The organism is Streptococcus sp. LYSM12 (genome assembly GCF_004569635.1).
Lineage (GTDB): Bacteria > Bacillota > Bacilli > Lactobacillales > Streptococcaceae > Streptococcus.
In genome coordinates, this window is sequence record NZ_SPOZ01000016.1 from 1 (window position 1) to 20,212 (window position 20,212).

The 20,212-nt window shown below is 41.2% G+C and carries 15 protein-coding genes and 1 pseudogene; 14 read left to right on the forward strand and 2 right to left on the reverse strand.

What is annotated here, in order from left to right; translation table 11 throughout:
• Positions 1–138 precede the first annotated feature (138 nt).
• Positions 139–1,014, reverse strand: a complete 876-nt coding sequence (gene sdaAA / locus E4T79_RS06350) for an L-serine ammonia-lyase, iron-sulfur-dependent, subunit alpha (protein ID WP_135028721.1) — start codon at positions 1,012–1,014, stop codon at positions 139–141.
• 12 nt (positions 1,015–1,026) lie between these two features.
• Positions 1,027–1,698 (reverse strand): L-serine ammonia-lyase, iron-sulfur-dependent subunit beta, encoded by a 672-nt coding sequence (gene sdaAB, locus E4T79_RS06355; RefSeq protein WP_135028723.1) that lies wholly within the window; start codon positions 1,696–1,698, stop codon positions 1,027–1,029.
• 430 nt (positions 1,699–2,128) lie between these two features.
• Here sdaAB and mnmA point away from each other — a divergent pair, with 430 nt between their 5' ends.
• From mnmA to nrdI, 14 genes and pseudogenes are all read left to right on the forward strand, one after another.
• Positions 2,129–3,250: a tRNA 2-thiouridine(34) synthase MnmA gene (mnmA, locus tag E4T79_RS06360; RefSeq protein ID WP_167752641.1), complete on the forward strand. Its 1,122-nt coding sequence runs from the start codon at positions 2,129–2,131 to the stop codon at positions 3,248–3,250.
• A gap of 716 nt (positions 3,251–3,966) precedes the next feature.
• On the forward strand, positions 3,967–5,883 hold the full coding sequence (mnmG, locus tag E4T79_RS06365) for a tRNA uridine-5-carboxymethylaminomethyl(34) synthesis enzyme MnmG (RefSeq protein ID WP_135028727.1): 1,917 nt from the start codon (positions 3,967–3,969) through the stop codon (positions 5,881–5,883).
• 442 nt (positions 5,884–6,325) lie between these two features.
• Positions 6,326–8,287 carry a DHH family phosphoesterase gene (locus E4T79_RS06370; RefSeq protein ID WP_135028729.1) on the forward strand — a complete coding sequence of 654 codons (1,962 nt, stop codon included), beginning with the start codon at positions 6,326–6,328 and terminating at the stop codon, positions 8,285–8,287.
• Positions 8,288–8,298: 11 nt separating this feature from the next.
• Positions 8,299–8,751, forward strand: coding sequence for a 50S ribosomal protein L9 (rplI, locus tag E4T79_RS06375; protein ID WP_135028730.1), 453 nt, complete (start codon positions 8,299–8,301; stop codon positions 8,749–8,751).
• Positions 8,752–8,782: 31 nt separating this feature from the next.
• Positions 8,783–10,138: a replicative DNA helicase gene (dnaB, locus tag E4T79_RS06380; protein ID WP_135028732.1), complete on the forward strand. Its 1,356-nt coding sequence runs from the start codon at positions 8,783–8,785 to the stop codon at positions 10,136–10,138.
• A 2-nt stretch (positions 10,139–10,140) separates the two neighbouring features.
• A complete protein-coding gene (locus E4T79_RS06385) occupies positions 10,141–10,407 on the forward strand; it encodes a Veg family protein (RefSeq protein ID WP_135028734.1) in 267 nt (88 codons plus the stop codon).
• 103 nt (positions 10,408–10,510) lie between these two features.
• The gene (locus E4T79_RS11055) at positions 10,511–10,663 is read left to right on the forward strand and encodes a hypothetical protein (protein ID WP_167752642.1); all 153 of its coding nucleotides are present in this window, start codon (positions 10,511–10,513) and stop codon (positions 10,661–10,663) included.
• 529 nt (positions 10,664–11,192) lie between these two features.
• Positions 11,193–11,804, forward strand: a complete 612-nt coding sequence (gene rpsD, locus E4T79_RS06390) for a 30S ribosomal protein S4 (protein WP_067087439.1) — start codon at positions 11,193–11,195, stop codon at positions 11,802–11,804.
• A 749-nt stretch (positions 11,805–12,553) separates the two neighbouring features.
• Entirely contained in the window at positions 12,554–14,068 is a 1,515-nt protein-coding gene (locus tag E4T79_RS06395; RefSeq protein ID WP_135028736.1) for a flavocytochrome c, read from the forward strand.
• Positions 14,069–14,846: 778 nt separating this feature from the next.
• Complete coding sequence (locus E4T79_RS06400; protein WP_135028738.1) at positions 14,847–15,860, forward strand: glycosyltransferase family 2 protein; 1,014 nt, start codon at positions 14,847–14,849, stop codon at positions 15,858–15,860.
• A 9-nt stretch (positions 15,861–15,869) separates the two neighbouring features.
• Positions 15,870–16,784: an aldo/keto reductase gene (locus E4T79_RS06405; protein WP_194183798.1), complete on the forward strand. Its 915-nt coding sequence runs from the start codon at positions 15,870–15,872 to the stop codon at positions 16,782–16,784.
• A 201-nt stretch (positions 16,785–16,985) separates the two neighbouring features.
• The gene (aspS, locus tag E4T79_RS06410) at positions 16,986–18,737 is read left to right on the forward strand and encodes an aspartate--tRNA ligase (RefSeq protein WP_135028742.1); all 1,752 of its coding nucleotides are present in this window, start codon (positions 16,986–16,988) and stop codon (positions 18,735–18,737) included.
• A 61-nt stretch (positions 18,738–18,798) separates the two neighbouring features.
• Positions 18,799–19,665 (forward strand): annotated as a pseudogene (locus E4T79_RS06415) (YitT family protein); the annotation flags it as partial.
• Between the two features lie 92 nt (positions 19,666–19,757).
• Positions 19,758–20,207: a class Ib ribonucleoside-diphosphate reductase assembly flavoprotein NrdI gene (nrdI, locus tag E4T79_RS06420; protein WP_135028746.1), complete on the forward strand. Its 450-nt coding sequence runs from the start codon at positions 19,758–19,760 to the stop codon at positions 20,205–20,207.
• Positions 20,208–20,212 lie beyond the last annotated feature (5 nt).

Consider the following 20,212-nt stretch of genomic DNA (forward strand, 5'->3'; position numbering starts at 1 on the left):
TATTGAGTTTTACAATACACGACGCTATCAGACCAAATTAAATAACCTGACTCCTATAGAATTCAGGAATCAGGTTGCTTAATATCTTTTATTATTTGACTGTCTACTTGACAGGGAGCCGTTCATATTCCAACCTTTTTAGTCATTTCCAAAGATATGTTGAGCGAGGCGTTTTCCAGTCGGAGTAATGGCAAGTCCACCTTCTGCTGTTTCTCGAAAGGCAGTGGGGAGGCTAGATCCAACTTGGTACATGGTAAGAATGACCTCGTCTGCAGGAATTTTTGACTCGATACCGGCTAGTGCCATATCAGCTGCAACGAGCGCATAACTTGCCCCCATGGCATTTCGTTTAACGCAAGGAACTTCAACGAGTCCAGCGACAGGATCACAAATCAGACCGAGCATGTTTTTGATGACAAGGCAGATAGCCTGGCTCGCTTGAAAGGCATTCCCACCTGCGGCTAACGTGAGTGCTGCAGCAGACATGGCTGCTGCAGATCCCACCTCAGCTTGACAGCCTCCCTCTGCTCCAGAAATTGACGCATTATTTGCGATGACCAGTCCAAAGGCTCCTGCGGCAAAGAGAAAATCAAGTTGTTCTTTTTCTGTTAGTCCAAGTTTATCAATAGCTACCCCTAAGACAGCAGGTAAGCAACCAGCAGAACCAGCAGTTGGTGTGGCACAGACCAATCCCATTTTGGCATTTAATTCATTCACAGCGATAGCATTGCGAGCGGCAGAGAGAATCGTTTTGTCTGATAGGGTTTTACCATACTGGATATAGCGTTCGAGTTTGGCTGCATCGCCTCCTGTTAGCCCAGATACAGATTTACTTTCGGATAGACCATCGATAATAGAAGATTTCATAACTGTCAAGTTTCTTGACATAATTGTCACTATTTCTTCACGAGAGCGCCCTGTGAGTTCAATCTCAGTTGCAATCATGAGTTCAGCAATGCTTCCTGAAAATCTTTCATCAGCCTGCATGATCAGTTCTTTAATTGTATAAAACATAGTTTTCTCTTTCTAGTTAAAGAAGTTGACATTGTGTAAATGTGGAATTTCTTCAATTTCAGCGATGGAGTCACCACATTGTCTAGAATCGACTTCAATAATCATAATCGCTTTTTCTCCAGCACTTTCACGGGTCACATTCATTTGTGCGATATTGATGTCATATTTTGAAAGAATATCTGTCACTTTTGCAATCATTCCAGGAACATCTTGATGGACAATGATGATAGTTGGTGTATTCATATTGAGGTTCACTGCAAAGCCATTTAGTTCAGTTACCTGGATATTTCCTCCACCAATAGACACACCTGTTGCAGAAATGAATTTGTGATCATTTTTGATGATAATGCGGGTCGTATTTGGATGTGGGGCATTGCTGTCCTTCTTGATTTTCCAGTAGACCTTAATTCCTCTTTCGCGGGCAATATCAAGAGAGTCTGGAATACGAGAATCATCGGTATCCATTCCTAAGATACCTGCTACCAGAGCAACATCTGTCCCATGCCCCCGATAGGTTTTGGCAAATGAATTGTAGAGTTGAAATTCGACCTCTGTCGGTGTTTCTCCAAAGATTGATGAGACAATTTTTCCGATGCGGACAGCTCCTGCTGTATGGCTAGATGACGGGCCAATCATGACAGGTCCAATAATATCAAATACAGATTGAAATTTTAAATTTGTCATAGGTTTTCCTTTAGTTTTTCTTATCTGTATTATACCAGATAAAGGTGGGAAAATCTGCTTCTTGATTTTATTTAAATAGAAAATGCTTTGGGATATGGTATAATACTGTCTGTGCCGTGAGGTACTTCAAAATCGACCTTCAATCGTTTTTTGAAAATAGCAGATACTCTATAAAAATCAGCATCTGACTAGCTTTTATACTTGAGAATTGTAAAAGGTTGGAGATAGGATAATAAGGCTCTTCTCCTCTAAATCAAAGGTAGAACAGAAGTTCAGTAAGGTGAGCTAATGACAGAAAAAGTTGATTTTTGGCGAGTATAAGGTTAGGGTAAAAGTATCTAACCTTGTGGGAAGTGGGACTATAAAATCAATTTCTCAGAAATCATGATTGTGCCCTACTCCGTAGATTAAATTGATGGGAGAATAGATAATGGATGATAACGCAAAGATACGTGTCGTCGTTGGGATGAGTGGAGGGGTTGATTCCTCTGTCACGGCCTTGTTGCTAAAAGAGAAAGGCTATGATGTGATTGGTATCTTCATGAAAAACTGGGATGATACAGATGAAAATGGCTTTTGTACGGCGACAGAAGACTATAAAGATGTGGCAGCTGTTGCGGATCAAATTGGAATTCCGTACTACTCTGTTAATTTTGAAAAAGAGTATTGGGACCGAGTGTTCGAATATTTTCTTGCTGAGTATCGTGCAGGACGGACACCAAATCCAGATGTCATGTGTAATAAGGAAATTAAGTTTAAAGCTTTTTTGGACTATGCAATGAATTTAGGAGCTGATTACGTGGCGACAGGCCACTATGCTCAGGTCAAACGAGATGAGAACGGTGTAGTTCACATGTTACGTGGTGTGGATAAGGGGAAGGATCAGACTTATTTCCTTAGCCAATTATCACAAGAGCAACTGCAGAAAACGCTGTTTCCTCTAGGACATTTGCAGAAGTCAGAAGTCCGTGAAATTGCAGAAGGTGCAGGTCTTGCGACAGCTAAGAAGAAAGATTCGACAGGGATTTGTTTTATTGGTGAGAAGAATTTTAAAGCATTTCTCAGCCAGTATCTGCCAGCCCAGAAAGGACGCATGATGACTGTTGATGGTCGAGATATGGGCGAGCATGCAGGACTCATGTACTATACAATCGGTCAGCGTGGGGGACTTGGTATCGGTGGACAAATTGGTGGCGACAATGCCCCTTGGTTCGTTGTTGGAAAAGATTTGTCGCAAAATATTTTATACGTAGGTCAGGGATTTTACCATGAATCATTAATGTCAACGAGCTTGACAGCTAGTCAAGTTCACTTTACACAAGCCATGCCTGAAACCTTTACACTGGAGTGTACAGCTAAGTTTCGCTATCGTCAACCGGATAGTAAAGTTACAGTAAAGGTCAGAGGGGACAAGGCAGAAGTTATCTTTTATGAACCACAGCGTGCTATCACACCAGGTCAAGCTGTCGTTTTCTACAATGGAGAGGAATGTCTAGGTGGTGGCATGATTGACTTGGCCTTTAAAGATGGAGAAGTGTGCCAGTACATTTAATTTGAAGTAACAAGTATAAAAATCCTCATATTACACTATCATTCTATTGAAAAATAAAGAAGTTTTTGCTAAACTGAATCTAGCAATATTCATGATGGTCAAAGCTCATGGGAATTGTACGTCTTTTGGTGTACAATTTTCGAGGGTTTTGGCTCTTTTTGTGTAGAAATGAGGTATGGTGTGGATGTGCAAACAAAAAACGAGTATCGGATTTTGGATGCTTGAACGATAAAGCGGACTATGAAACATAACAAACTCTTTCTTGCCTGCTCTTGAGAACGGTAAGAATACTACACGGATTGGTTTGGTTATCAAAGTTGAGGGCTTCCCAGAAGCTGTGTTTATTCGTGAAAGAGAGTTATTTAGTTTATCTTTTACTACTTCGTTCACTCGCTTTGCCGTACTCTAGTACAAGCTGCAGCTCGTTGTCTAGTACTAAAAGACTATAGCGGAAGACTTGGACCTTGTTGTAGCAGTGAAACCCGTAGACTTTACTTTTGAAAAATAGTTTACAGAAGTTGACAAGAAATGGTTGATTTTCATGCCCTTGAATAAGTGTCGGGTGGACGTAGAACTCCTTTCTTATCAGTTAGTCCACACCATTTATTCGGCAACGGTTGACAAGTTTGTCAACATAGATGTAGTTATGGTTTTTTACACACTCACCAAATTTCGTCGGAAAATATTGAATAGATTTGATTAAGGAGATTGAGGAGATGACAGATAGATTTACAGAAGAATATGATGTAATTGTAATTGGTGCAGGACATGCTGGTGTAGAAGCAGGTCTTGCAACCAGTCGTATGGGGTGTAAAACCTTGCTTGCGACAATCAACTTGGATATGGTGGCCTTTATGCCTTGTAATCCATCGATCGGTGGTTCGGCGAAGGGCATCGTGGTTCGCGAAATCGATGCCCTTGGTGGTGAAATGGGTCGTAATATCGATAAGACCTACATTCAGATGAAAATGTTGAATACAGGAAAAGGGCCTGCTGTGCGAGCTTTGCGAGCTCAAGCGGATAAGGCAAAATATTCGCTAGAGATGAAACGGACGGTCGAACAGCAGGAAAATTTGACCCTGCGCCAGACCATGATTGATGAAATTTTAGTTGAAGAGAACCGAGTGATTGGGGTTCGGACAGCAACCGACCAGTATTTTGCGGCAAAAACCGTGGTGGTGACAACGGGGACTGCCCTGCGTGGCGAAATTATTATCGGTGATTTGAAGTATTCGTCTGGTCCAAACAATAGCTTGGCCTCTGTCGCTTTGGCAGATAATTTGAAAGATTTGGGACTTGAAATTGGGCGGTTTAAAACAGGAACTCCGCCTCGTGTGAATGCGCGAACGGTTGACTATGCAGCGACAGAAATTCAACCTGGAGATGAGGAGCCGAATCATTTTTCCTTTTTATCAAAAGATGAGGATTATTTGAAAGAGCAGATTCCGTGCTGGCTGACCTATACCAATGTGACTAGTCATGAAATCATCAATAGCAATCTGCATCGTGCGCCCATGTTTTCAGGTGTGGTAAAGGGGGTTGGACCGCGCTATTGTCCCTCTATTGAGGATAAAATCGTACGCTTTGCTGATAAGGAACGGCATCAACTATTCTTAGAACCTGAAGGGTACGACACGGATGAGATTTATATCCAAGGTCTTTCAACCAGTCTTCCAGAAGATGTGCAAAAGGACTTGGTTCACTCTATCAAGGGGCTTGAAAATGCTGAGATGATGCGGACAGGCTATGCGATTGAGTATGATATGGTTATGCCACACCAATTACGGGCTACTCTTGAAACCAAGAAAATTTCGGGATTATTTACTGCAGGCCAGACCAACGGGACTTCTGGTTATGAAGAGGCTGCTGGTCAGGGAATTGTTGCAGGAATAAATGCAGCACTTAAAGTGCAGGGCAAACCTGAATTGATTTTGAAGCGTAGTGATGGGTATATCGGTGTGATGATTGATGATTTGGTGACCAAGGGAACGGTTGAGCCTTATCGTCTTTTGACCAGTCGGGCAGAATATCGTTTGATTTTGCGCCATGACAACGCAGATATGCGTCTCACAGAGATTGGTCGTCAGGTTGGTTTGGTTGATGATGAGCGCTATCAAGTCTTTCAGATTCACAAAAATCAATTTGAAAATGAAATGGCTCGCCTGGCTTCAATCAAATTGAAGCCAGTTAAGGAAACCAATGAGAAAGTTGTTGCTATGGGCTTTAAACCCTTGACCGATGCGTTGACAGCCAAGGAATTTATGCGTAGACCTGAGGTAACCTATGCGGATGTGGTTCAATTTGTCGGAGCAGCAGCTGAGGAGTTGTCTGATAAGACCATTGAACTGATTGAAACTGAGGTCAAGTATGAGGGCTATATCAGTAAAGCCTTGGATCAGGTTGAGAAGATGAAGCGTATGGAAGAAAAACGGATTCCAACGGATATTGACTGGGATGATATTGATTCGATTGCAACAGAAGCTCGTCAGAAATTTAAGCTGATTGCTCCTGAAACGATTGGACAAGCTAGCCGTATATCAGGAGTCAATCCGGCAGATATTTCCATTCTAATGGTTTACTTAGAGGGGCGGAGCCGCTCTATTTCAAAGAATAAGATGAGCAAGAATGAGTAAAGGTTGGACGGTTGTCTGATCTTTTTTATTTTGAGTAAACTATAAGGACCTGCAAGCGCTAAAGCTGGAATAGTCGCCTTTTCTAAGAGCAACTCAGTTGTAACTACTACCCTATAACAATCAACCTCTAATCGGGAATTGTGAAAGGCTGGGGGTATAGCTAGCTCGGTCAAACTGCAGTTCACTAGGGTGAGCAAATGACGGAAGAAGTTGATATTTGACAAGTATAAAATGGTTGTTTCTTTCTTTTTTAGGTTCGAGGTTCAATTTTGCATCTTAGTGGAAACGGAATGACGATTTTTCTTTTACCTCGAGGTATAACACTTGTAAATACAGGTTCTATTTTTCTGCCTAGGAATACAGGTATTTTGTAAACTCTGTTTGGAAATAGAAGCTAGCATTTTCAGCGGTTTTATGGTAAAATGGCAAGCAGAGGTTAGTGATGAAAAAATTTCGATTTTCAACGATTCATTTTGTGATGATTGGGGTAATCCTTTTTGGATTATTAGCGTTCATCCATGGTTTATATCCTGAGTCAACAATTACCTATTTATCTATATTTGTAGCTTTCTTTTTGTTGATATTACTTTTTATTTTTCAAAAGCATTCCTACGAAGTGAGTGAGGTAGAGCAGATTGAGTATTTAAATGCTCAAGCGGGTTCTGGGCTGATGCGTCTTTTGGCTCACATGCCGGTCGGGGTGATTAGAGTTCGTTTAGAAAATAATCAAGTAGAGTGGTTTAATCCTTACGCAGAACTTCTTTTTGTCAAGGAAGACGGAGAATTTGATCAGCAGAAATTGCGAGAAATCATTGAAGCGGGCTTGGATGAGGACAGAACTTATGTTACGCTTGCTGACAAGCGTTATGCAGTCTATGTCGATTCTGAGCAAGGGCTCTTTTACTTTTTTGATGTCTCGACAGAATATTATGCCACTTCTAATCTAATCGGTAGTAGACCCGCAATTGGGATTATTTCTATTGATAATTACGATGAACTAGAAGATACCTATTCCGATTCCCAGATTAGTCAGGTGAATAGTTTCTTGGCTCAGTTTGTGTCTGATTTTGCAAATGAAAATGGGATTTACTATCGCCGTGGGACCATGGATCGCTTTTATTTCTTCACAGACTATGCGGTTTTAAAAAGATTGATTGAGGATAAATTTTCAGTTATCAATCGTTTTCGTGAAGAAGCTAAACAGCTGGACTTGGCTTTGACCTTGAGTATGGGAATTGCCTATGGGGTCAATAATCATCAACAGATTGGTCAGATTGCCCTACAAAATCTCAACATGGCTGAGGTGCGCGGTGGTGATCAGGTTGTTGTCAAAGAAAATGATGAGCGTAAGCAACCCCTCTTTTTTGGCGGGGGATCTGCTTCGTCGGTTAAACGGACAAGAACCCGTACTCGCGCGATGATGACAGCTGTCTCTGATAAGTTAAAGACGGTCGATGCGGTATTTGTCGTTGGACACCGAAATCTAGACATGGATGCTCTGGGATCTGCTGTCGGAATGCAGTATTTTGCACAGAATATCATGAATAATGCCTATACTGTCTATAATGAAAAGGACATGGGAGCCGATATTCAACGTGCGATTCAGAAATTGAGTCAGGAAAATTGTTCCAACTTGATAACCGTTGAGGAGGCGAAAAAGCAGGTAACAGCACGATCGTTATTGATTATGGTTGATCACTCCAAGATTGGTTTGACCTTGTCGAGAGAATTTTATGACTTGTTTAGTCAAGTAGTCGTGGTTGACCATCATCGCCGTGATGTAGACTTCCCAGACAATGCAGTTTTAACTTATATTGAAAGTGGTGCAAGTTCTGCAAGTGAGTTGGTAACAGAGCTGATCCAATTTCAAAATGATAAGCATCATAAGCTCAATCGAATTCAGTCCAGCCTTTTAATGGCAGGGATTATGCTAGATACTAAGAATTTTACATCTCGTGTGACGAGTAGAACCTTTGATGTGGCTAGCTACTTAAGAAATCGCGGTAGCGATAGTTCAGAAATTCAGCAGATTGCTGCAACAGACTTCAGCGAATATCGCCAGATCAATGAGTTGATTTTAAGAGGCCAGAAGACCTCTGAGCATATTGTTATTGTTTGTGGTGATGAGGAAGCTGTCTATGACAATATTGTTCCAAGTAAGGCAGCAGATACGATTCTTGAGATGGCTGGAATTGAAGCAGTATTTGTCATTACGAAAAATATCAATGACTATGTTGCTATTTCAGCGCGGAGTAGGAGCAAGGTCAATGTTCAGCGGATAATGGAAGAGATGGGCGGAGGCGGTCATTTTAGTCTTGCAGCAGCTCAGATTCACGATCAATCGCTCGAACAGGTTCAGGCAAGATTACGTCAAGTGATTCAGGAACAATTAACAGAAGAATAGGAGGAGTTCTCATGAAAGTTATTTTTTTAGCAGATGTTAAAGGCAAGGGAAAAAAGGGGGAGATTAAAGAGGTTCCAACAGGTTATGCCCAAAATTTTTTAATTAAGAAAAACCTTGCCAAGGAAGCGACCAACCAAGCGATTGGTGAATTGCGCGGGAAACAAAAGTCTCAAGAAAAAGCACATGCTGAGATGTTGGCCGAGGCAGAAGCTATCAAAGCTACATTAGCAGAAGACGCAACACTTGTGTCTTTTGTCGAAAAAGTAGGTCCAGATGGGCGGACTTTTGGTTCAATTACGAGCAAGAAGATTGCTGAAGAATTGGAAAAACAATTCGGTATCAAGCTTGACAAGCGCAATATTCAATTAGATCATCCGATTCGTGCAGTTGGTTTGATTGATGTACCTGTTAAAATTTATCAAGATGTGATAGGTGTCATTCAGTTGAGCATCAAGGAAGCTTAGTGGAAACGCACAGAGATAGGAGGTGAGAATCTTGGCAGAATTAGATGAATTGCGTGTGCAACCGCAGGATATTTTAGCGGAGCAGTCGGTTCTCGGTGCGATTTTCATTGACGAGGGGAAGCTGGTTTTTGTCCGTGAATATATTGAGGCCGCTGATTTCTTCAAATATGCCCACCAGTTGATTTTTAAAGCCATGATTGCCTTATCTGATCGACATGAGGCCATTGATGCAACGACGATGCGCAACCATCTGGCTAACCATGGTGATTTGGAAAATATTGGTGGACTCAGTTATTTAGCCGAGGTCATCAATTCGGTGCCGACTTCTGCCAATGCGGAATACTATGCCAAGATTGTTGCTGAAAAATCTAATTTACGCAAATTAATTGCTCGTTTGACAGAATCGATCAACCAAGCCTATGATGGTGCGGAAGAATCTGATGAAATCATTGCGCGTGCAGAAAAAGCCTTGATTGATGTCAGCGAAGGGACTAGTCGGAGCGGTTTCAAACAGATTGAAGATATTTTGAATATCAACTTTGAAAACCTTGAACTTCGTTCGCGCCAGACGTCTGATATTACAGGAATTGCGACAGGCTATCCAGCCTTAGATGCTATGACGACGGGTTTGCATGAAGAAGAATTGATTATTCTGGCAGCTCGTCCTGCGGTCGGAAAAACAGCTTTTGCTCTAAATATTGCGCAAAACATTGGTACAAAATTAGGCAAGACGGTTGCAATCTTTTCTTTGGAAATGGGGGCAGAAAGTCTAGTTGATCGGATGCTAGCTGCTGAAGGGATGATTAACTCGCGCTCTATTCGTACAGGTCATTTGACAGATGAGGAATGGCAGAAGTTAACCATGGCGCAGGCTAATCTGGCCAATGCCAGTATATATATAGATGATACGCCAGGTATTAAGATTACAGAGATTCGTTCTCGCTCCCGTAAATTAGCACAGGAAACAGGGAATCTAGGTTTGATTTTGATCGATTACCTGCAGTTAATTACAGGAACCGGTCGGGAAAATCGTCAGCAGGAAGTTTCTGAAATTTCACGACAATTAAAAATTTTAGCCAAGGAATTAAAAGTACCTGTCATTGCCCTCAGTCAGCTTTCGCGTGGCGTGGAACAACGCCAGGATAAGCGACCTGTCTTGTCAGATATTCGAGAGTCAGGGTCAATCGAGCAGGATGCAGACATCGTTGCATTCTTGTACCGTGATGACTACTATGAACGTGGAGAGCAAGAAGACGGTGGCATTCCCAATAATACCGTTGAGGTTATCATTGAAAAAAACCGTTCAGGAGCGCGTGGGACTGTTGAGTTAATGTTCCAAAAAGAGTATAACAAGTTTTCAAGCATTTCAAAGAGAGAGGATGGATAAGAATGAGTGATGCATTTACAGATGTTGCGAAGATGAAGCAAATTAAAGAAGATATAAAAAACCACGAGGGACAAATTGTTGAATTAACCCTTGAAAATGGTCGTAAACGTGAGAAAAACAAACAAGGTCGGATTACCGAGGTATACCAATCCCTCTTTATCGTGGAATATCAAGATCCCAACAATACCTATGTGGAATCCTACACCTACTCGGATGTGCTAACGGAAAAGATTTTGATTCATTACTTGAATGACGGGATGGGGGAATAAGTTCTTTCAAAAAAACTTCCTAATGCCTCAGTGTTTGTTAGTTTGAAACACAAAGGTAATATCATTGATGAATTTCAGTGATACTAGGATGTTCATTTAACAGATGACTATCTTAATAATCTGGGGGGAGAGCCAGAAAGAGGCAGGAGAGTTGTTAGAACGCGTATTCTATGAATATTCTGTTCCTGAACTGACAGAGCTTCAAAAGATAGAAGGTGTGAAAGTTGACGTTTCTTTTCCTAGAGATAGGGTCTGACAACGGATGATTGCAATCACCCCTAAAACGACTGATTTTATAGTCATTTAGTTTATATTTTTATTATTTCGTTCACTCGTCTTGCTGTACTATTGAGAAAAGTTACACTTTTCTTATCTGTCACTTGAAATAGTTATCAACTATTTCAACTACCTGCGACTCCTTGCCTAGTACTAAAAAGAAACGAAACGGCTATAAGAAAATTTCACAGGCTGTTGGAGATGGGAATTTGGAAATGTTAGGAGATATTGGAACACACTCCCTAAGCGACTATGCAATAATATAGGACATTCTCGGATTAAAAAAGTAAGGAAGTAATCCTTGCGATCAAAAAAATAAAAAGGCTTTACAAAGCCTTTTTTCTATGCTATACTATCTTTCGTGTGAAATAGCAGCAGAGAAATATGAAGCTCGTCAACAGGTACTTTGAAATAGAAGTAACCTTAGCTGTTTAGGCGAAGGGTATCTGCACGAATCAGGATTTCTCAAAGACTATTTCCATAAAATACATTTTATGGAGGACATTATTATGTCACGTTATACAGGACCATCTTGGAAACAAGCACGTCGTCTTGGTTTATCACTTACAGGTACAGGTAAAGAGCTTGCTCGTCGCAATTATGTACCAGGTCAACATGGACCAAACAACCGTAGCAAGTTATCAGAATATGGCTTGCAGTTGGCTGAAAAGCAAAAACTTCGTTTTTCCTACGGTGTAGGTGAAAAACAATTCCGTAACTTGTTCGTACAAGCTACTAAAATCAAAGGCGGAATCCTTGGTTTCAACTTCATGCTTCTTCTTGAGCGTCGTTTGGACAACGTTGTATACCGTTTAGGTCTTGCAACTACTCGTCGTCAAGCACGTCAATTTGTTAACCACGGTCATATCCTTGTTGACGGAAAACGCGTTGACATTCCTAGCTACCGTGTTGAAGTTGGTCAAGTGATTTCAGTTCGTGAGAAATCATTGAAAGTTCCTGCAATCCTTGAAGCTGTTGAAGCAACTCTTGGCCGTCCAGCATTCGTATCATTTGATGCTGACAAACTTGAAGGATCATTGACTCGCCTCCCAGAACGCGACGAAATCAATCCAGAAATTAACGAAGCACTTGTCGTTGAATTCTATAACAAAATGCTTTAATTTCAAAGATTATCTTTCAAAAAGCCTACTTTGGTGGGCTTTTTTGCTGCCATAAATACATCATTTCAGAGCGTCTTTGGTCTGTAGAAAAGTTGTTATAGTCATTTCGTTTACTTTTAGTACTAGGCAAGGAGCTGCAGGCTGTACTAGAGTACGGCAAAGCGAGTGAACGAAGGAACAAAAGATAAACGAAATGACTATATAGCCGTTTCGTTTATTTTTAGTACTAGGCAAGGAGTCGCAGGTAGTTGAAATAGTTGATAACTATTTCAAGTGACAGATAAGAAAAGTGTAACTTTTCTCAATGGTACAGCAAGACGAGTGAACGAAGTAATAAAAAATAGAAACTAAATGACTATATACTCGACCACCATCACCTTTTTCCGTCGTTTGTTCATCTTGCGGGACCTCCCTTTTACCTTTTCGTTTAGAGGAGGCTAGCTTGGCCATTCTTATCTCCAATCTTTCACCATAGAGAGTTGCAAAAGTTCGTCAGATGTTGATGGGTATAGAGTGGGGGATGAATGATTGCCTCATTTCAAGTAGCAGCCTATCCTGTTTGAGGAAAAGGTGGGCTTTAGGCAGTAAATTTCGGATAGTTGATGTCTTTACTTATTTTTTGATGTCATCAATGGATACGGATAAAAGTCTAGATTCATTACTTGTGAAAAATTTTACAAAATTGTTGCAACTGTTTCTCAAATAGGGTACAATAGGACGGTAACCAAAAGAAAAGGAGACGGTTTATTATGAAGAAGAGAGTTTGGCTAAGTGCCTTACTTAGTTTGCTTGCTGTAGTTTTTTTGATTGCTTGTGGAAGTAAAGCAACCAATACAGCAGAATCATCAATTTCTGCTTCATCTTCTAAAGAAGATGCAGTTTCAGGAGCATCAGAGAAGGTCTATACAGATCCAGCAGAATTGAAAGATAGCTATGATGTTGTCATCATCGGTTCAGGTGGTGCAGGTATGGCTGCAGGAGTTTCTGCCCATGATGCAGGAGCGAGTGTAGCTATTTTTGAGAAAATGGGAGAAGTCGGAGGTAATACTGCGAAGTCCTCAGCAGGTATGAATGCCTCTCAAACAAAATTCCAAGATAAAGAAGGAATCAAAGATTCAAACGATAAGTTCTATGAAGAAACCCTTAAGGGTGGTGGCGGAACAAACAACCCAGAGTTGCTTCGCTACTTGGTAGATAACTCTGCTTCTGCGATTGACTGGTTGGATGGAATGGGAATTACCCTCAGCAATATTACAACCACTGGTGGTATGAGTGAAAAGCGTACTCACCGCCCAGCAGACGGTTCAGCCGTTGGTGGTTACCTTGTAACAGGTCTTTACCACAACTTGGTAGAGCGTAAAATTCCAATGTTTGTCAATGCAGATGTGACAAATCTTGAGGAAAAAGACGGCAAGATTTCAGGGATTGAAGTAGTAATTGACGGCAAAACCAAAAAAGTTGCAGCAAAAGCAGTTGTAATTGCAACGGGTGGTTTTGGTGCTGACTTAGATAAGGTTGCACAGTTGAATCCAAAATTAAAGGGTTACGTCACAACAAACCAGCCGGGATCAACTGGTGACGGTATTGCCCTTGCAGAAGCAAAAGGTGCCGCAACAGTTGACATGGAACAAATCCAAATTCACCCAACTGTAGAACAAGAAAAATCTTACTTGATTACAGAAGCAATTCGTGGTGAGGGTGCTATCTTGGTTAACTCAAAAGGTGAGCGTTTCTTTAATGAATTGGAAACTCGTGATAAGGTTTCTGCAGCAATCAATAGTTTAGAGCCAAATTACGCTTATGTAGTCTTTGATTCAGCCTTGAAAGATCGTGTAAAGGCTATCGCTCAATATGAGAAAAAAGGTCTTGTGAAATCAGGTGATACGGCAGCAGATCTTGCAAAAGCTATCGATGTTCCAGCAGACGCTTTGCAAACAACCTTGGATACATGGAACAAGGCTGTTGCAGATAAAAACGATTCAGCTTTCGGTCGCTCAAGTGGTATGGATCATGCTCTAGATACAGCTCCTTACTATGCAATCAAAATTGCACCAGGGGTACACCATACAATGGGTGGTCTTAAAATCAATACCAATACAGAAGTATTGAATAAAGAAGGTCAAGTAATCTCTGGTCTTTACGCAGCAGGTGAAGTTACAGGAGGTGTTCATGGGAACAACCGTATCGGTGGTAACGCTGTTGCAGATATTATCGTATTTGGTCGTCAAGCAGGTGAACAATCTGCCAAATTTGTGAAACAATAATCTATGAAGAAGCTGAGGGAGCGATACCCTTAGCTTCTTATTTTTATAGTTAGTCATCAATTAACTGCCGTTATCCCTACCGCTCGTTGCTTATCCCTGTAAAAAAGAAAATGTGAATGCCGATACCAAGGAAATAGAAGATTGTTCGGAGGATAAACAAACCTACTGGTCGAATTCTGAAAGGAAAAGCTGTGATTGCTTTGGGTAGAAACGTCATTGGTGATGTATTGCAACCCTTTAAGAAATAAGAGAGTATAGTCATTTCGTTTATCTTTGATTACTTCGTTCACTCGCATTGCCGTACTCCAGTACAGCCTGCAGCTCCTTTCCTAGTACTAAAAGTAAACTAAAAGACCATAAAAATAAGGATAGAAAACTCTTTGTATCCACAAGTTATCCACAGATTGTGGATAACTTGTGGATAGCGTGTAAGGGAAGTGATGAGTCTTGAGCTATTAAAGATTTTTGTGGGACAAGTAAACCTGCCATTTTTTAGTCGGGAATCTGCAGGAGGTAAATGGACACACACTTCAGTAGGTAGGGATGGATATGCCGACTGTTCAAAAGAGAATGGGAAATTATTTCGCAACTAATTAAGTGAGAATTTCTATAGAGGATTTGTAAGTATTAACGGATATTTGATCATAAATGTTGGTCAAATATGGAGCTTCTTTCGTGTTAAACAAAGTTATCAACAGCAACTTTCCTAAAATTGTGGTAAAATAATAAAAAATTTGTCAGCTGAAACTGGCAAATAGTCGTTGATAGGGAGTAGGAGATGACCTTATTAAGTATTGCAATTCCAAGCTATAATGCAGAAGCATACCTACAGTATGCAGTGACATCACTGGTCGTGGGTGGCGATCAGGTAGAAATTTTAATTATCAATGATGGCTCAAGCGACAGTACACAAGAAATCGCTGAGCAGCTGGCTGCTAAGTATGCCAATGTCCGGGTCATTGAGCAAGAAAATAGGGGGCATGGTGGTGCGGTCAATACAGGCATTCAGGAAGCCCAGGGACGCTATTTCAAGGTGGTAGACAGCGACGACTGGGTGGATACCAGAGCCTATCTTAAGATCATTGAAACCTTAGCCAGTTTAGAAGAACACGGGCAGTTAGTTGATGCTTTCATTTCAAATTTTGTCTATGAAAAAGAAGGACAATCTCGCAAAAAAAGCATGGATTATCAGAATGTCCTACCGACGAACCGGATTTTTACATGGGATGATATCGGTACTTTTTCAAAGGGTCAATATATGATGATGCACTCGCTCATTTATCGTACAGACTTGTTGAGAGAAGTAAATTTGGTCCTACCAGAGCATACCTTTTATGTAGACAATATTTTCGTCTTTACCCCATTGCAAGCAGTTGAGACAATGTATTATCTACCAGTGGATTTTTATCGTTATTTTATCGGTCGAAATGACCAATCGGTCAATGAATCAGTTATGATTAAGCGAATTGATCAACAGCTCAAAGTCAACCGGATTTTGGTGGATAGTTTGGATTTGAATGCGATTCACCAGCCCGATTTGCGTAGCTATTTACTCAATCATGTGGAAATTACGACCATCATTTCTTGTGCTTTGCTCAATCGAGGTGGAACGGCTGAGCATATGATGAAAAAGCAGGAATTGTGGCAGTATATTCAAGAACACAACCCAGCCCTCTTTAAGATTGTTCGTAGCGGGTTACTAGGACAGTTGACCAACTTATACGGCTATCCAGGACGGAAGATTTCAAATGCTGTTTACAAGATTGCAAAGAGTATTTACGGATTTAATTGATAGGAGATAATCGTGCAAGAATTAGGAAAGACAGGTCTAGGGGTATCACGGATCGCCTTAGGTTGTATGCGTATGGCGAGCTTAGACGACAAAGCAGCGCAGGCAGTTGTAGAAACAGCCTTGGAACAAGGTATTACCTTTTTTGATCATGCTGATATTTATGGCGGTGGTGCATCAGAACGCCGATTTGCAATGGCTATGAAAGGGTTAAAAGTAGACCGTGAAGCTATCATGCTCCAGTCCAAGTGTGGCATTCGTAAAGGGTACTTTGATTTTTCAAAAGAACACATTGTAGCTTCTGTAGATGCGATTCTCTCGCGCTTAGAAACAGATTATCTGGATGTCCTAGCTCTGCATCGTCCAGATGCTTTAATGGAACCAGAAGAAGTAGCAGAGGCTTTTTCAGAATTAAAAGCAGCAGGAAAAGTTCGCTATTTTGGTGTCAGCAATCAAAATACCTACCAGATTGAGTTACTCCAATCCTATCTGTCAGAACCCTTGGTGGTCAACCAGTTGCAGTTGTCACCTGTCCACACTCCACTGATTGATGCAGGCTTGCACGTCAATATGAAAGAAGCAGCTGCAATAGTTCGAGATGGTAGTGTCCTAGATTATTGTAGATTGAAAAAAATGACCATTCAGGCTTGGTCACCGTTTCTGATTGATTTACAAAAAGGGACTTTTATGAATCATCCAGACTATGGTCGACTAAATCAGACCATAAGTCGCTTGGCAGATCAATACCATGTTTCACGTGAAGCAATCGTTGTCGCTTGGATTATGCGTCACCCCGCCAAGATTCAGACAGTTGTAGGTTCGATGAATCCAGCGCGGTTAGAAAAGATTGCAGAAGCAGAAAAGATAGTGCTCACTCGAGCAGAATGGTATGAGATTTACACTAGCGCAGGAAATAGTTTACCTTAAACAAGCCTATAATAAGAGGAGCGAGACCAAGGCTTTTAGCTCCTTTTCTATCGAGCAAGGATTTTCGAGAAAATTCACTCGAATTGTTCCCGATTTACCTGCTTTTGTGATAGAATAGTTAGGGTATAAACTAGGAATAGATGGAATGCGGAGGTGTCTAGTTTTCACTTCGGTTTTCCAAACTATCAAAGAGAGGAAAATATGAAACGTTCGATGTATGCAGGATGTGTTCGGAAAGAACATATGGGTCAGGAACTTACTTTGAAAGGCTGGGTTAGTCGTCGTCGTGACTTGGGTGGCTTGATTTTCATTGATTTGCGAGATCGTGAAGGAATCATGCAGTTGGTCATCAATCCCGAAATTGTATCAAAGGATTTGATGATACAAGCTGAGAAGGTGCGGAGTGAATTTGTCCTTGAAGTAACAGGTCAAGTTGTAGCGCGCGAACAGGCAAACTCTGCTCTACCAACAGGTGAAGTGGAGTTGCAAGTGTCTAACCTAACAATTTTAAATACAGCTAAAACAACACCGTTTGAAATCAAGGATGGAATTGAAGCGAGCGATGATACCCGTCTTCGTTACCGTTATTTGGATCTGCGTCGTCCTGAGATGCTCGCCAATTTTAAATTGCGAGCTGCGGTAACACATAGCATTCGAAATTACCTGGATGAACTTGAATTTATCGATGTAGAAACACCGATGTTAACCAAGTCCACACCTGAGGGAGCACGTGATTATTTGGTGCCAAGTCGTGTCAACAAGGGGCATTTTTATGCCTTGCCACAAAGCCCACAGATTACCAAGCAGTTGCTGATGAATGCGGGTTTTGATCGCTACTACCAAATCGTGAAATGCTTCCGTGATGAGGATTTGCGAGGGGATCGTCAACCCGAGTTTACACAAGTTGACTTGGAAACCTCATTTTTGTCTGAACAAGAAATTCAAGATCTAGTAGAGGGGTTACTTGCCCGTGTTCTGAAAGAAACCAAGGCAATAGAGGTGAGCTTGCCGTTCCCGCGTATGAGTTACGACCATGCCATGAATACCTACGGAAGCGATAAGCCGGATACCCGTTTTGATATGTTCTTGCAAGATTTGACACATCTTGTCAAGGATGTTGACTTCAAAGTCTTTTCGGAAGCGATGGCTGTCAAAGCGATTGTTGTCAAAGATGCTGCAGATACCTATTCACGAAAAGATATTGATAAATTAACGGATTATGCCAAACAATTTGGAGCAAAAGGTCTAGCCTGGATTAAAGTTGTAAACGGAGAGTTGACAGGTCCGATTGCTAAATTCTTGACAGATATTGCAAGTAAGTTGACAGATACTTTACAGTTGTTAGATAATGATTTAGTCTTGTTTGTCGCGGATGAATTAGAAGTTGTAAACAATACCCTTGGAGCTCTTCGGACTCGTCTTGCAAAGGAACGAGGTCTGATTGACGAAAGCAAGTTTAATTTCCTTTGGATTGTTGATTGGCCGATGTTTGAATGGTCGGAAGAAGAGGGTCGCTTTATGAGCGCTCACCATCCATTTACACTTCCGACAGAAGAATCAGCTCATCACCTGGAGGGTGATTTGGCAAGTGTTCGTGCAGTTGCTTACGATATTGTCTTAAATGGTTATGAGTTGGGTGGAGGAAGCCTGCGAATCAATCAAAAAGATATGCAGGAGCGCATGTTTAAAGCACTTGGCTTTAACGCTGAACAAGCTCATGAACAATTTGGTTTCCTTTTGGAAGCCATGGACTATGGTTTTCCGCCACATGGTGGGCTAGCGCTTGGTTTGGATCGCTTAGTGATGCTCTTAGCAGGTAAGGATAATATTCGTGAAGTTATTGCCTTTCCTAAGAATAACAAGGCCAGCGACCCGATGACCCAAGCCCCAAGTATGGTGGCTGATAGCCAATTAGAAGAATTAGCACTTCATATCCAAACAACTAATGAATAGGTATTTTAGAAAACTTCGAATTCAGTTTTTGAGAAGGGCTAGACGGAATCGTTTTTGGTCTGTTATCTCAAGTGTTTCACGGGAGAGGTATGCCGAGCGTATCTCAGGCTCCATTATCTACGGGATTTTGTCCAGTATAGCCGTTAACTTCTTTTTTCAGTCGGGAAATGTTTACTCGTCAGGGGTGACAGGAATTGCGCAGATTATTTCTGCTATTTCTGTCACCTATTGGGGGGTTAAAATTCCCCTTGCGCTGGTTTACTACGGCTTGAACCTCCCCTTGCTCATCATTGCTTGGTATAAGATTGGTAATAAATTTACTATTTTTACCTTTATCACGGTTACCTTTAGCTCTTTCTTTATCCAGTTTATGCCTCATATTACCTTGACGACAGATCCAATAGTCAATGCGATTTTTGGAGGTCTTATGTTGGGAACAGGGATTGGATTTGCCCTCCGTAACAACGTGTCAAGCGGTGGAACGGACATCGTCAGCATCTTGATTCGGAAAAAGACAGGACGTCAGGTAGGGAGTACTTCTTTCATTATCAATGTCTTGATTATGTTTGTAGCAGGTATTACCTTTGGCTGGAAATATGCTCTTTATTCCATGATCTCCCTCTTTGTGTGTAGCCAGATGACGGATGTGATTTATGTCAAGCAAAAACGTATGCAGGCTATGATTATCACCAGTCATCCCAATCGTGTCATTAAGATGATTCAAAAGAAATTGCACCGGGGCGTTACCATTATCAACGGTGCAGAGGGTGCCTACAATCATGAACAAAAGACCGTCTTGATTACCATTATCACGCGAGCTGAATTTAATGATTTTAAGAGCATTATGAAAAAGACAGATAAGACCGCCTTTGTATCTGTCGCAGATAATGTCAATATTATTGGACGCTTTGTAGAAGCTGATGAATAGTGAGATGTTAGCTATAAATTGACAAACACAACATATAGATTATATAATGGTATATGTAATCTATATGTTGTGTTTTTTTGAATGGAGAAGAGATGAAGAAAGTATATCTTGTTTATATCAGTTTGAGTGGAAATACGGAAAGTTTTGTGAAACGCTTGACAACCTTTTTACAGTTTCAGTCCGATCTGCAGGTGGAGCAGGTTCATGTGAAGGACTTGGTCAAACAGGACATTCCATTTTATGAACTTGATGCACCTTTTGTGGCTTTTTTACCGACCTATTTAGAGGGTGGAAATGGTGTAGATAATGGTGACGTTGAGATTCTAACGACACCGTTGGGGGATTTTATTGCTTATGGCAACAATGTGGCGAAATGTCTCGGTGTTGTTGGATCTGGCAACCGTAATTTTAATAACCAATACTGTCTAACAGCTAAGCAATATGCTGAACGCTTTGGCTTTTCAGTCCTTGATAATTTTGAACTCCGTGGTCTTACGAATGATATTGAGCGGGTAGGGAAAAAGATTATAGACTTGGTCTAGTGCGG